Source organism: Vibrio sp. Vb0937 (genome assembly GCF_033338855.1).
In genome coordinates this window covers 488,846-503,424 of record NZ_JAWOTK010000002.1, presented here as the reverse complement: position 1 = coordinate 503,424, position 14,579 = coordinate 488,846, and the positions used below count along the sequence as shown (strand labels likewise).

Sequence of the window (14,579 nt, the reverse complement as noted above, 5' to 3'; positions counted from 1 at the left end):
ACTACGTCCTAGTTGAAATAAACTCGAAGCTGTATTGATGAAGTCGGAAGTAATTGACGGTATATTCAAATGCACGACCATCTTCTAGGTAACCAGTGGACTCAACTTTTAGAATAGGGGAAGCTTCTGATTCATTCAGGTATGAGGCCGTCTCTGTATCTAACAAATACGGTTTGACAGACTGACTGCTTTTCGCAATTTTCAATCCTTTGCTATTTTCAATGTACTCATATTTAGAACCATTCATTATGGCTATGCTCAAGTCTGGAAATAACATTGCTGGCATATGAGTGACTTCGTAAATTTCAGGCTCATCATTAATACATCTGAGTCTATGTATTTCATATGTATCATCATTGGGCGAGAGATTTAACTGCTTAGCAACCTGCTCATTCGGCTTTTTAAGTTCGAACTTTATGACTTGAGAGCTAGGCGTTTTCCCCTGTTTACTGACTTCCTCGATAAAACCCAGCAAATGTAAGGCATCATGTTGGGCTTTTAGATCGTTTACATAAGTTCCACTACCTCTTGTCCGACTAATTAAATTATTGTCGACCAGAATTTGTAAGCTTTTTCTGATGGTTACGCGGCTTACGGAAAACTCTTCTTGCAAATCACTCTCTTTTGGAAGCATCGATTTCGGTTGTAGTTCCCCATCTTTGATCTTTTTTTCTAATCGTTCCGCAATGTCTATGTATTTGGGTTTCATAATACCTCGCTAAGTCTTGGATCATGATAGCAAGAATGTGATCTGAGATGTAGTTAATACTTTTCCTTAGGATCTTTGTGTGATTTTTATCTCGTATCTTTGTGCTTATACTTTAAATGTATCATAAAAGTATTAATACTTATTTTATACATTTTCAGGATAAACATTTGAGGTAGCGAAATGAAACGTCAAAAATTAACGATTGTTGGTGCTGGCAGTACATACACACTTGGTATGATGAACAGCCTTATTGCCGAAAAAGATAACTTTCCACTCGCAAAAGTCGTGTTTTACGACATAGATGAGAAACGCCAAGAGTCGAATGCATTAGCTACTGAAATTCTATTGCGAGAACACTATCCAGAAGTTGAAGAGTTTGTTTATACAACGGATAAATCTGTCGCATTCGCAGATTCGGACTTTTTCTTTATACAGATCCGCACTGGTGGGTTGGCCATGCGCGAGCGCGATGAACAAATCCCGCTATCCAACTCTTGTGTTGGGCAAGAGACATGTGGCGCGGGAGGAATGGCATATGGACTTCGCTCTATCGGCGATATGATCCAGCTAGTGAACGAGATCCGACAAACGTGTCCAGATGCGTGGATTCTTAATTACACCAACCCAGCGGCAATTGTCGCTGAAGCTTTAAATCGTGAATTTCCGCATGATAAGCGAATTCTAAATATTTGTGATATGCCAGCAGCGATTATGGTCAGCTATGCGCAATTGTTAGGATGTGAAATTTGGGACTTCGTTCCTGAATATTTTGGGCTTAATCACTATGGCTGGTTTACCAAAATTCGTAACAAACAGGGTGAAGACTTAACGGACAAAATTAAAAATATCATCCTAAAAGAAGGGATCAGTGCGGTTGATGCGGAAATAGCGGATGACCCATCGTGGCAAGCCACATTCAAAAACATGAGAACAATGCTTGCTGATAATCCAGAGTTTTTGCCGAATACGTATCTTCAGTACTATTTGTACCCTGAAAAAATGGTGGCGAAAGAGGATATCAATAATACTCGCGCAAGGCAGGTAATTAACGGCCGTGAGAAACGAGTGTTCGAATTGAACGCAAGAATAATTGAAGCGGGCACCACGAAGCACGAAACACTGCATGCCGATATCCATGGTCGATACATGGTGAGAGTCGCGGCTTCGCTTGCCTACAACTTGAGCGATGTGTATCTCGTCATCGTACCGAATAATGGTGCTATTACAAATTTACAAAATGACGCCATGGTAGAAGTTCCAGCTGCGCTAACTAGTGATGGACCGAAAGCTTTTACTGTAGGAAAAATCCCAACCTTCCAAAAAGCCATGATTGAGAGCCAACTTGGTTACGAGAAATTAGTCGTGGATGCTTGGTACGAAGGAAGTCAGCAAAAGCTGATTAATGCACTCACACTTAACCGTACCGTGGTTAATGTGCCAAAAGCTAAAGAAATAACAAAACAATTACTAGAAGAAAATAAAGCCTACCTTCCTCAATTTTTTCAATAACAACTGGACGTTCGGGGCCTACTTGTAGGCTCCGTGAATGAAACAAGAGGTTTATATGAAAGACATTATTCAAAGGTTCGGGGCCGCGATGTTTGTTCCCGTTCTATTATTTCCAGCAGCGGGCATGTTATTGGGTTTCTCTGTTGTGCTGTTAAATCAAGAAGTGTTTCCTTGGGCACTAGAGGGGAGTGCTTGGGTTAAAGTCTCGACGATCATTTTACAGGCATCACTCGTTGTATTTAAAAATATGGCACTTATTTTTGCCGTTGGGTTACCTATCGCTTTAGCTAAAAAAGCATCTGGTCGCGCTGTACTTGCAACACTTGTTTCCTACATTACGTATAACTACGTTATTGGTGGAATCCTTCAATTTTGGGGGCCAGAACTGGGCGTTAACTATACGGAAGGTGAGCGAGGTTTGACTGAAGTTGGTGGCATTCTAACGCTTGATACCAACTTGCTAGGTGCGATTTTAATTGCAAGTCTCTCTGTTTGGGTTCACAACCGATTCTTTGATAAAGCGCTACCGGATTGGGCGGCTGTATTTGGCGGAACGCCATTGGTTGTGATCATTAGCTTCCCAATTATGGTCGTGATGGCAATTCTAACTTGTTTGACTTGGCCAAGTATTCAGCATGGTATTAATAATCTGCAATCATTTTTGGTTTCTGCTGGATCGTTAGGGGTATGGCTATTTACGTTTTTAGAGCGAATCATGATACCAACGGGGTTGCATCATTTCGTATATGGTCCCGTTTTTTATGGGCCAGTTGCAGTCGATGGCGGAACGGTTGCCTATTGGATTCAAAATATACAGACATTCGCCCAGAGCTCGGAAAGTTTAACGACACAATTTCCTCAGGGTGGTTTGATGTTGACGGGAATGGGTAAAGTGTTTGGTTGTACGGGTATCGCACTAGCACTCTATTCAGTTGCGAAAAAAGAAAATAAAAAGATGGTGATGGGGTTAGTGCTCGGAGCCGCAATCACAGCAATTCTTACAGGGATCACCGAACCAATAGAGTTTACATTCTTATTTATCGCACCTGCGCTGTTTGCTTTGCATGCGTTGTTATCTGCGACAATGGCAACGATCGCCTTTATGTTTGGTGTTTCCGGTAACTTTCAGACTGGCTTGATAGACTTCATTTTCCAAAACTGGTTGCCTTTGGCTGGTAACCATGCGGGAACATACGTGATTCAGATTATTATTGGTCTCATGTTTACTGGTGTTTACTTTGTTACGTTTCGCGCGCTTATTTTAAAATACAACATACTTACTCCGGGACGTGAAGGTGCAGATAGTAAGTTGTATTCAAAAGCTGACTACAAAGAAGCGAAAGAGGTCCATAACAGTAGCGCAAGTCCGTCACAAGCTAGTGCCTTTATTGAAGGTTTGGGTGGAAAAGAAAACATTGAATTGTTAACTAATTGCGCGACGCGTCTGCGTGTTAAAGTTAAAGATGTCTCTCTTGTAAAGGAGAACGCATTTTTCACACAGCACGGAGCGGTGAATATTGTTAGAAATCAAGAGAGCCTTCAAATCATCGTTGGTTTAACGGTGCCACAAGTTCGCGAAGATATGAGCCAACTGATAAAAGCTTAACCCCCAACTAATGCTCCCGCTCATATGGCTCAAAGGTGAGATAGAATTATCTCACCTTTTTTGTGTACATGAAGCATATTTCGCTCAGTTTCCACGAAAGTGGGGAGGAGTTACCGAGCGAGCTAAAATATAGTTAGGTTATACCCGTCTGTATTGTTGGAAGACTTGTTGAGTCTCTAAGTGACTGTGGCGCCTTCTATGTTGAAAAGCGTTTTAATTTCTTCCAGCACTTCTGGGTTAGCAATAGCACCAATGTTTTTTACAACTTGTCCGTTTACCAATTGTTTCACTGCTAGCTCAACCAATTTGCCTGAGCGCGTTTTAGGAATATCACTGATAGCAAAAATTTGTCGTGGGACATGGCGCGGTGAACATTTTGTTTTCAATGTTTGGCGAATTGAATCGGTGAGTTGTTGGGTTAACTCGACGTTGTGAGCGAGTTTTACTAATAACCAGATTTCTTCAGACTGCTGGTTTAACTTGCCGACAGCGATGGAGTCTTCAACCTCGGGTAACGCGTTCACTTGTTGGTAGATTTCAGCGGTACCGATTCGTACGCCGCCTGGATTTAAGGTTGCGTCACTACGGCCATAAAAAATAAAGCCGCCATGTTCGGTTTGCATCACATCGTCGCCATGGTGCCAGATATCGGTAAACTTGCTCCAATAAGCGTTGTGATAACGTTCGCCGTTGTCGTTCCAGAAGCCAATAGGGAAGTTAGGTAGCGAGTTATTACAAGTCAGTTCGCCGCGTTTTTGCGTAATAGTATGTCCACCATCCTCTAGAACACGTGCGTCGATTCCTAGCCCTGCGCCTTGGCATTCACCTTTGTAAACTGGTGAAATAGGGTTTCCAAGTACAAAGCATCCGCAAATATCTGTGCCGCCAGCGATAGAAGCGAGATGCAAGTCCTGCTTGATGTGCTGATAGACATAATTAAATTGTTCTGGGTAAAGCACCGAACCAGTTGAGCACAGAGTTTTGAGTGACTTCAGGTTATGTTCTAGTTTTGGAGAGCAGTTTGCCTGCTCCAGTGCCTCTAAGTATTTCGCTGAAGTACCAAACAGCGACACGTTATGTTCTTCAGCTAATCGCCATAAGACGGAGTGATCAGGGTAAACCGGACTACCGTCGTAAATCACTAAGGCTGCACCACTCGCAAGAGCGGAAACATGCCAGTTCCACATCATCCAACCACATGTTGTGTAGTAGAAAACCTTGTCTTGCGATTTGATGTCGCAATGCAGTTGATGTTCTTTGAGGTGATTGAGCAAGGTACCGCCTGCGGAATGGACAATACACTTAGGTTGACCTGTTGTACCAGAAGAATACAAAATGAATAACGGGTCATTAAACAGCGTTGGTTGATATTGAATTGATTGTGGAGAAAAGTGGTGAGTAATATCGGACCAAGAAACAAACTCAGAAGTGCTAGCACTCTCAGCGTTTTGTAAATATTCGATTTGGCATACGCTAATAGTAGTCTCTTCGGAGGCACTGCTTAACTTACTACTAAGAGTGGTGTTCTTGTCCGTCATATCGAAAGCTTTGCCTCCGAACTGGTAGCCATCACAGCAAAAAAGAACTTTCGGCTTGACCTGACCAAAACGCTCTACGACGCTATCGATACCAAAATCAGGAGAGGTTGAAGTCCAAATGGCACCAAGACTGGTGGTGGCCAGCATGGCAATAACGGTTTCAGGAAGGTAGGGCAAATAACCCGCAACGACATCGCCTTTACCGACACCACAATTGAGTAGCCATTGTTGAATGGCGGAAACTTGTTCAAGCAACTGTTTACCGGTGAGTTGTCGGTGTTCACCGCTTTCATTGCTAAAAACAATAAACTCACGCTCTGGTGATTGTTCAGCCTGAGATAGGAGGTTCTCTGCGTAGTTCAGCGTGGCGTCAGCAAACCATACTGTGTCTCTATTTACATGGTGATGATTAGAACCTGTTTGTGTCCATTTGGGACTGCCAAGGCTCTTGATTTGCGAACCCATATCTCCGATTACGTTGCAAAACTGCCAAGTATGTCGCCAAAATTCATCATTGTGCTCAATGGACCACTGGTGTAGAGACGTGTAATTGTTGATTACGGTACCTTCGGCTTTGTCTTTATTAACCTTTTCGATGAACCGTAATAAGTTGCTATTGCTGACGCGCTCAGCAGATGGTGACCAAATAGGTGCAGATTTTGGCATAGGTCCCTCTAATTTCAATTCTTTTGAATATGACCAAAACAAAATAAAGGGGCGAACATAGCAGTGTTCGCCCCTTATCTGATCGTTTAAAGTTGTTCGGCAAGCTGAGGTAGTACCTCGAATAAATCACCAACCAATCCATAGTCGGCAACTTCAAAGATAGGAGATTCTGGATCTTTGTTGATCGCGACAATCACTTTGGATTCCTTCATTCCTGCAAGATGCTGGATGGCACCGGAAATCCCAACCGCTATATAAAGCTTAGGTGCAACGATTTTACCGGTTTGACCCACTTGTAAGTCGTTGGCAACAAACCCGGCATCAACCGCCGCGCGAGAAGCGCCAATGGCAGCACCTAGTTTATCGGCAACTTGTTCGATCAACGCGAAGTTCTCTTTGCTACCGACCCCGCGTCCACCTGACACAACCACCTCTGCCGCGCTTAATTCAGGACGTTCTGACACGGTTTTATCGACAGAAACCAATTCAATCATTGGAGCTGAGATAGTGACCTGCTGATGCTTAATATCAGCTTGGTTGTGACAAGTAACCGGCTCAAACGCAGACGCGCGCACGGTGATGACGCGAACCTTGTCGCTGGTGGTCACTTTGGCAAATGCGTTTCCTGCGTAAATAGGGCGGATAAAAGTGTTTTCATCGATAACTTGGACAATATCGGAAATTTGCCCAACGCCGAACTTCGCTGCTACTCGCGGTGCAAGATCTTTCCCTTTTGATGATGAGCTAGCCCAGATTGCGTCAAAACCTTCAGCAACACTCACTACAATAGGTGCGATACTCTCGGCAAATTGATGCTTAAGTTGCTCATCATCGACACAAATTACGTTTGATATACCATCAACGCGACAAGCTTGTTGAGCGACTTCTTCACACTGGTGGCCCACTACGATCAAAACATTGTCTTGGCTGACTTGTTTTGCTGCATTAACCACTTTGAGTGTGTCAGCATGCAATTGGTTATTGTCATGCTCTGCTATGATTAAGTTCTTCATGAAATCACCTTCGCTTCGTTACGCAGCTTATCGAGAAGCTCTGAGACAGATTCAACCTTGATGCCACCTTTTCTTTGCGCTGGCGGTGTGATTTCTTGAATGGTTTGGCTAAATACCACTTCAACACCCAGACTGTCAGGTGTGATGGTATCTAACGGCTTGCGCTTAGCTTTCATGATATTAGGCAAAGAGGCAAAACGCGGTTCATTCAGGCGTAAGTCAGTACTGATCACCGCAGGTAAGTTCATCGCGACCGTCATCAAGCCGCCGTCCACTTCTCTCACGACCTGAACTTTTTGATCTTCTATCTTCACGTCGGAAGCGAAAGTTGCTTGAGGCCAGTCAAGTAGGGCGGCCAGCATCTGAGCCACTTGGTTGTTGTCCGTATCAATGGATTGTTTACCCGTAATCACAAGCTGTGCTTGTTCTTGCTCAACCAGAGCTTTGAGCAGCTTAGCGACGACCAATGGCTCTATTTTGTCTTCAGTATCGATATGAATAGCGCGATCGGCACCTAACGCAAGCGCAGTACGTAGTTGCTCCTGACACTGGCTACCGCCGGCACTGACAACGATGACTTCATCTGCAATACCTTGCTCCTTTAGTCGTACGGCTTCTTCAACGGCTATTTCGCAAAATGGATTAATCGTCATCTTGACGTTATTGGTTTCAACATCGCTATGGTCCGCTTTCACGCGAACTTTAACGTAGGGATCAATGACCCTTTTGATTGGCACTAGTATTTTCACGTTAGATTCCTTTTACAGTGAAGACTATGTGTTTACAGTGAAGACGATGTGATGACGTCTTTAAAATGATGTTAATTTACCTTTACGTTTGCGTCAACTTTAAATATATTGTTGATTAACAAGTTGGCAACATGCAAAGAAAAAGGAATGCAATCATGGAAAGAGACTGCATGGAATTTGATGTTCTGATTGTAGGCGCAGGTCCCGCAGGCTTGTCTGCGGCATGCCGAATCAAACAATTAGCAGCAGAAAAAGAACAAGACCTCTCTGTTTGCGTGGTAGAAAAAGGCTCTGAAGTTGGAGCGCATATTTTATCGGGTGCGGTGTTTGAAACGCGAAGTTTGGATGAGCTTTTTCCCGACTGGCAAGAGAAAGGCGCTCCGCTCAATACCAAAGTAAACCAAGATAAAACCTACTATCTAGGCAATGACATCAATGGTCATGAACTGCCTTCTTGGGCGGTGCCTAATACGTTACATAACAAAGGTAATTACATCATAAGTTTGGGCAGTCTATGCCGATGGATGGCGTTGCAGGCTGAGAACTTGGGGGTGGAGATCTACCCAGGTTTTACCGCCAGTCAAGCGATCATCGATGAAGATAGTCGTGTTTGTGGCGTGATCACGGGCGATATGGGGTTAGACAAAAATGGTGAACAAAAAGGAAATTTCGAACCTGGTATTGAACTGCGAGCGAAGTTTACTTTATTTGCTGAAGGCGCACGGGGGCATATTGGTAAGCAGTTGATTAACCGATTTAATCTTGCTGAAGAGAAAACGCCTCAACATTACGCTATCGGTTTTAAAGAGCTGTGGGAAATCCCATCAGAGCAGCATCAGCAAGGTTTAGTAGTGCACGGATTAGGTTGGCCGCTATCAAATGAAGCTACAGGTGGCAGTTATCTCTACCATTTAGAGGGAAACCAAGTTGCCGTCGGGTTGATTGTTGACTTGAATTATAAGAATCCGCACTTGAGTCCATTTGATGAGTTTCAACGTTTTAAACACCACCCGTTGATTGAGCAATACCTCAAAAATGGGAAGCGTATTAGCTATGGCGCAAGGGCGATCACCAAGGGTGGCTTTCATTCGCTTCCCACTCAGCAATTTGCTGGTGGTTTATTAATTGGATGCGATGCAGGAACACTTAACGGCGCTAAAATCAAAGGCACACACACGGCAATAAAATCTGGCATGCTTGCCGCTGAAGCAGTATGTGAAGCCCTTGAGAGTCAGTCAGTTACTGCTGATTATCAAAAGCATTTCAAACAGTCTTGGCTGTATGAAGAGCTTTATCAAGCACGTAACTTCTCAAGTGGCATTCACCGCTTTGGATCGTGGCTGGGCGGTGGTTTAGCGCTGCTGGAACATAACGTATTAAAAGGCAAAGCTAAGTGGCATATCCGCTGTGATAAGCCTGATCATCAGTCTCTGTTATTGGCGGAAAGCAGCAATGAAATTGTCTATCCGAAGCCTGATGGCGTGTTAAGTTTCGATCGCCTCTCTTCTGTTTATCTATCCAATATCTTCCATGAGGAAGATCAACCATGCCACTTACGACTGGAGAACCAGCGGATCCCTATTGAGCAGAACCTTGAATTATATGCAGAGCCAGCACAGCGCTATTGTCCGGCTGGCGTGTATGAAATCGTACAGGGGGAGCAGCAGCCAGAGCTGCAAATAAATGCGGCCAACTGTATCCACTGTAAGACCTGCGACATCAAAGATCCAAGTCAAAATATTACCTGGACTCCGCCAGAAGGTGGTGGTGGTCCGAACTATCCAAATATGTAAGCGTTTGATAATAATTTTTATTAACAATTTATTTACTTAAAGTTTGCGTTAGTTCAAATCTTTCTCGATGAACTCGATTGCAACTTAATCTTTCAGGCACTATTCTGATTTTAAATTGACGTTTACGTAAACTGAATACAAAGTTGATGCATAGGTGTAAAAGCGGTTACCAGTATCAAAGTTAGGTTTGATCAAATAGTGCTCAATGGAACGCACTTAAAATAACGAAAGGGAGATCAACTATGGTATCGGAATCGCCTCTGTTGCAGGTAAACGATATTTCATTGGCTTTTGGTGGGGTGAAAGCTTTAACTGACGTGAGCTTCCATGTGAATGAAAAGGAAATTTTTTCAATCATTGGCCCAAACGGTGCAGGTAAAACCTCAATGCTCAATTGCATCTCTGGTCGATACACACCAAACAAAGGCTCTGTAATCTTCGCTGGAGATGATGTAACTAAACGGACACCTAGCCAACGAGCTGAGTTAGGGTTGGGAAGAACCTTCCAAAACTTAGCGCTCTTTTCTCACATGTCGGTACTGGACAACATCATGGTTGGCCGACACCACCTACTAAAAAACAACTTCGTCACGGGGCCACTCTATTGGTTCTCTAATGCGCAGAAAGAAGAGATGGCGCACCGCAAATATGTGGAAGACGTGATCGATTTTCTAGAAATCCAGCACATCCGAAAAGCGACTGCAGGCACCCTATCTTACGGCTTACGTAAGCGTGTAGAGCTTGCTCGTGCCATTGCCTTAAAACCTAAGTTACTGCTGCTTGATGAACCAATGGCAGGTATGAACTTGGAAGAAAAGGAAGACATGGCACGTTACATCATGGATCTGAATGAAGAATTAGATATCACGATCATCATGATTGAGCACGACATGGGCGTGGTCATGGACATCTCTAATCGCGTTTTGGTTTTGGATTTCGGTAAACACATTGCTACGGGTGAGCCTGAAGAAGTGATGGCCAACCCACATGTGAAACAAGCGTACTTAGGCGAAGAGTTACCGACATTAGAGGAGAGTGCATAATGGCACAGCAACATAATGATTGGGCAGATATAACCCGCTTAGATACCTTTCCAAAAGTGTTGCAACACAATGCCAAGAACTGGCCCGAACAAGTCGCAATGCGTGAAAAGGAGTTTGGTATATGGCGAGAGTTCACTTGGAAGGATTATGAAAACCGCGTCAAGTGGATGGCACTGGCACTACGAGATTTGGGTATTGGTGAGCAAGATGTCGTTGGTTTGTTAGGTGATAACCGCCCGGAATGGGTATGGGGCGAGTTAGCGGCACATGCGATCAAAGGTTTCTCGCTGGGCATCTATCAAGATTCTATGCACGAAGAGGTGGCGTACCTTATCAACTATGCCAAAGCAAAAGTCGTGATTGCCGAAGATGAAGAGCAATGCGACAAGCTGCTTGAGCTTGGTGATGAAATTCCTAGCGTTGAATACATTATTTACTGCGATCCTCGTGGAATGCGTAAATACGATGATCCAAGATTGATTGATGTTGAACAGGTCTACAAAAAAGGTCAGCTGATTGATAAAGCGGACCCAGACAAATATCTCAATATGGTTGTTGAAACCAAAGGCAGCGATCTTTCAATTCTTTGTACAACGTCGGGTACGACTTCTAAACCAAAATTGGCTCAGCTACACAGTGGCACGTTCTTGGATCACTGTGCGGCTTACTTGCGTGCAGACCCTCGTTCCCCAGGCGACAACTACGTTTCTGTTCTGCCTTTGCCTTGGATTATGGAGCAGGTTTACGTGGTTGGTCAGGCGTTGATTTCTCGTCAAATCGTTAACTTTGTGGAAGAACAAGAAACCATGATGTCCGACTTGCGTGAAATCGGTCCAAACTTTGTGCTGTTAGCGCCACGTGTGTGGGAAAACATTGTGGCAGACGTGTCTGCACGAATGATGGATTCGACACCGTTTAAGCAAAAGATGTACAAACTGGGCATGAGCTTAGCCAACAAAGCGTTAGAGCAGGGCAAACGTTCTAAACTCGCCGAATGGATTCTTTTGCGTGCTTTGCGAGACCGTTTAGGCTTTTCGAACCTAACATCTGCTGCAACGGGCGGTGCGGCGATGGGGCCTGACACTTTCCGTTACCTACAAGCTATTGGTGTGCCACTTAAGCAGCTTTATGGTCAGACCGAAATGTGTGGCGCATACACCGTGCACCAAGCGGATGATGTGGATTACGATTCCGTTGGTGTTGCGTTTGATAATGCAGAAGTGAAAGTCATCAACCCAGACAGCAATGGCGTTGGTGAAATCATCGCGAAAAGTACAGGCATGTTTACTGGCTACTTAAACAACCAAGCAGCATATGATGAAGATGTTCAAGATGGTTGGATGCACACAGGCGATGCGGGTTATTTTAAAGATTCCGGTCACTTGGTGGTGATTGATCGTCTGAAAGATATGTCGGAAACCAGCCACGGCGACCGCTACTCTCCGCAGTTCATTGAAAACAAACTCAAGTTCTCGCCGTTTATTGCAGAAGCCGTGGTGGTAGGTAAAGGTCGACCTTGGCTGTCTGCCATCATCTGTATTCGCTATGCGATCGTCGCGAAGTGGGCAGAGCAACGCGGCTTGGCATTTACCAACTACACCAACTTATCTGCTCAACCAGAAGTGTACCAAGCGATTCGTGAAGAAGTTCAAAAAGTGAACGAATCCCTACCGGATGCACAGAAGATCAGCAAATTCATTCTACTTTACAAAGAGCTGGATGCCGACGATGGAGAGCTAACTCGCACACGTAAAGTACGCCGTGGTGTGGTTGCAGAGAAATACGGAGACATCATCGAAACCATCTACAGCGACGATCCAAAAGTCGATGTCGATACAGTGATCACTTATCAAGATGGCACCAAAACACGCATTCAAACGTCGCTAGTTATTGAAACGCTTATTGAGCATGAGCCAACACTAGTGGATAGCGAACAACGGAGGATCGCATAGTGAATACGGATTTATTACTGCAACTCGTCATTAATGGCGTGATCGTTGGCATGTTGTATGGCGTTGTCGCCATGTGCTTTGTATTGATTTACAAATCGACCCAGGTGGTCAACTTTGCTCAGGGTGAGTTCCTGTTGATTGGCGCATGGGTATGTTGGGCGGCATTGGTACACCTACAGTTACCGTTTTTTATAGGCTTTTTACTCACGCTCGCGTTCATGATGATTTTTGGTATCGCCGTGCAAACCATTGTGCTCAGACCGTTGATTGGTGAACCGATTATCTCTGTGATCATGGTGACCATTGGTCTATCGATGTTTTTCCAAGCGCTGATGAAGTGGATATTCGGTGTCTCTGCTGTGTCGTACCCGCAAGTGTTCGAAACCAACGTGGTGAATATCGGAGGTTTGAATGTTGAGTTTGCTTACATTCTGAGCTTGATCTTCTCAATGCTCATCATGGGCGCGTTCTACTGGTTCTTCAAATTCAGCAAAATGGGTCTGGCAATGCGCGCAACGGCATTCAACCAGCAAGTAGCCCAGAGTCTTGGCATTTCCATCAAGAAAGTGTTCGCCATCAGTTGGGCCATTTCGGCAATGGTATCTGCAACAGCAGGGATTGTTATCGGTATCGTTAACGGCGTATCTGACGCGCTATCCATTATTGGTATCAAAGTTTTCCCAGCCGTTATTTTAGGTGGCTTAGATTCGGTAGTCGGCGCAATTGTCGGTGGTATCACCATCGGGGTGCTAGAAAACTTGGCTGAGTTTTTTGATAGCCAATACCTGCAAGTGGGTAACTTGTACAACATCGCACCATTCTATGTGCTGTTAATCATTCTTGCCTTCAAGCCATATGGCCTGTTTGGTACCAAAGATATTGAGCGTATTTAAGGAGAAATAACATGGCTCAACTTAGCATGCGCCCGTGTGGGGATTTTCGAACCACATACAAAAGCGATACGCCAATTTTTGAAACCAAAACCATCAGAAGCCTTGCGATTGCAGGTGTCATCGCCATGCTGGCAGCACCGCTGGTCTTGGATATTTACTTCCTAAACCTGTTTATTCAGATTGCATACCTCGGTATCGCGGCATTGGGCTTAAACATTTTGGTTGGTTTTACCGGACAAATCTCGCTAGGTCACGGTGCGTTCTTTGGCTTTGGCGCCTTTGCATCGGCTTGGCTAAATAACCAGTTTAACATTCCAGTCGTGTTTGCGATTCCGCTTGCGGGTTACTTAACCATGATTGTGGGGATGCTGTTTGGTCTGCCAGCGGCTCGAATTAAAGGCTTATATCTAGCCATCGCAACGTTGGCGGCGCAGTTTATTCTAGAGGACTTCTTTGCTCGCGCAGATTGGTTCAGTGGCGGCTCATACGGTGCAAGCGCGAACCCAATTAATTTGTTTGGCTTTGAGTTTACGACTGACGAAAGCTTCTTCTACATCGCTCTGTTTGCGCTGATCTTCATGTATATGTGGGCATCAAACTTAATCCGTTCTCGTGACGGTCGCGCGTTTGTCTCAGTACGAGATCACTATCTGTCAGCAGAGATCATGGGCATCAACCTAACCAAGTATCGTCTGCTCTCATTTGGAGTGTGTGCATTCTATGCGGGCATCGGGGGTGCACTCTACGGACATTATCTAGGGTTTGTATCAGCAGAAGGTTTCACCATCATGATGTCTATCCAGTTCTTGGCAATGATCATCATTGGTGGCTTAGGCTCAGTCAAAGGCACATTGATGGGGACGATATTTATCGTACTTCTGCCTGAAGTTTTAGAGTTTGGTGTAACGGGGCTTTCAGCGTTTGGTGATACCACCGCTTTCACTGATGGTCTAGCTTACTTCAAAGAGATGGCGATTGGTTTAGTCATCATGCTGTTCCTCATTTTCGAACCTCAAGGATTATCGCATCGCTGGCAACAGATTCGAGCATATTGGAAACACTATCCGTTCTCATATTAACGTGGAATTAAGAGGAATATACCTCAATA

At 44.5% G+C, this 14,579-nt stretch carries 11 protein-coding genes; 7 read left to right on the top strand and 4 right to left on the bottom strand.

The annotated features are described in order from the left end of the window. Nucleotide 1 precedes the first annotated feature (1 nt). Nucleotides 2-709 carry a GntR family transcriptional regulator gene (locus R7P67_RS05720; protein WP_047101298.1) on the bottom strand — a complete coding sequence of 236 codons (708 nt, stop codon included), beginning with the start codon at nucleotides 707-709 and terminating at the stop codon, nucleotides 2-4. 180 nt (nucleotides 710-889) lie between these two features. On the opposite strand from R7P67_RS05720, the gene R7P67_RS05715 reads away from it, so the two are divergent. After that, on the top strand, nucleotides 890-2,218 hold the full coding sequence (locus R7P67_RS05715) for a 6-phospho-alpha-glucosidase (RefSeq protein ID WP_005373308.1): 1,329 nt from the start codon (nucleotides 890-892) through the stop codon (nucleotides 2,216-2,218). 55 nt (nucleotides 2,219-2,273) lie between these two features. After that, complete coding sequence (locus tag R7P67_RS05710) at nucleotides 2,274-3,824, top strand: alpha-glucoside-specific PTS transporter subunit IIBC (protein ID WP_318085899.1); 1,551 nt, start codon at nucleotides 2,274-2,276, stop codon at nucleotides 3,822-3,824. A 176-nt stretch (nucleotides 3,825-4,000) separates the two neighbouring features. On the opposite strand, the gene R7P67_RS05705 is transcribed toward R7P67_RS05710, so the two are convergent. From R7P67_RS05705 to R7P67_RS05695, 3 genes are all read right to left on the bottom strand, one after another. Further along, the gene (locus R7P67_RS05705) at nucleotides 4,001-6,028 is read right to left on the bottom strand and encodes an acetoacetate--CoA ligase (RefSeq protein WP_137282727.1); all 2,028 of its coding nucleotides are present in this window, start codon (nucleotides 6,026-6,028) and stop codon (nucleotides 4,001-4,003) included. An 86-nt stretch (nucleotides 6,029-6,114) separates the two neighbouring features. Then, nucleotides 6,115-7,041, bottom strand: coding sequence for an electron transfer flavoprotein subunit alpha/FixB family protein (locus R7P67_RS05700; RefSeq protein WP_285384915.1), 927 nt, complete (start codon nucleotides 7,039-7,041; stop codon nucleotides 6,115-6,117). Continuing rightward, entirely contained in the window at nucleotides 7,038-7,790 is a 753-nt protein-coding gene (locus R7P67_RS05695; protein ID WP_005373300.1) for an electron transfer flavoprotein subunit beta/FixA family protein, read from the bottom strand. Before R7P67_RS05695 ends, R7P67_RS05700 begins: the two co-directional genes overlap by 4 nt. A 155-nt stretch (nucleotides 7,791-7,945) precedes the next feature. On the opposite strand from R7P67_RS05695, the gene R7P67_RS05690 reads away from it, so the two are divergent. The 5 genes from R7P67_RS05690 (at nucleotide 7,946) to R7P67_RS05670 (ending at nucleotide 14,550) form a co-directional block, all read left to right on the top strand. Then, a complete protein-coding gene (locus R7P67_RS05690; RefSeq protein ID WP_005373299.1) occupies nucleotides 7,946-9,583 on the top strand; it encodes an electron transfer flavoprotein-ubiquinone oxidoreductase in 1,638 nt (545 codons plus the stop codon). A gap of 242 nt (nucleotides 9,584-9,825) precedes the next feature. Then, the gene (locus tag R7P67_RS05685) at nucleotides 9,826-10,626 is read left to right on the top strand and encodes an ABC transporter ATP-binding protein (protein ID WP_005373297.1); all 801 of its coding nucleotides are present in this window, start codon (nucleotides 9,826-9,828) and stop codon (nucleotides 10,624-10,626) included. After that, on the top strand, nucleotides 10,626-12,578 hold the full coding sequence (locus R7P67_RS05680; protein WP_005373296.1) for a long-chain fatty acid--CoA ligase: 1,953 nt from the start codon (nucleotides 10,626-10,628) through the stop codon (nucleotides 12,576-12,578). Before R7P67_RS05685 ends, R7P67_RS05680 begins: the two co-directional genes overlap by 1 nt. Continuing rightward, nucleotides 12,578-13,471 (top strand): branched-chain amino acid ABC transporter permease, encoded by an 894-nt coding sequence (locus R7P67_RS05675; protein WP_005373295.1) that lies wholly within the window; start codon nucleotides 12,578-12,580, stop codon nucleotides 13,469-13,471. Before R7P67_RS05680 ends, R7P67_RS05675 begins: the two co-directional genes overlap by 1 nt. 11 nt (nucleotides 13,472-13,482) lie before the next feature. Next, a complete protein-coding gene (locus R7P67_RS05670; RefSeq protein ID WP_005382737.1) occupies nucleotides 13,483-14,550 on the top strand; it encodes a branched-chain amino acid ABC transporter permease in 1,068 nt (355 codons plus the stop codon). Nucleotides 14,551-14,579 lie beyond the last annotated feature (29 nt).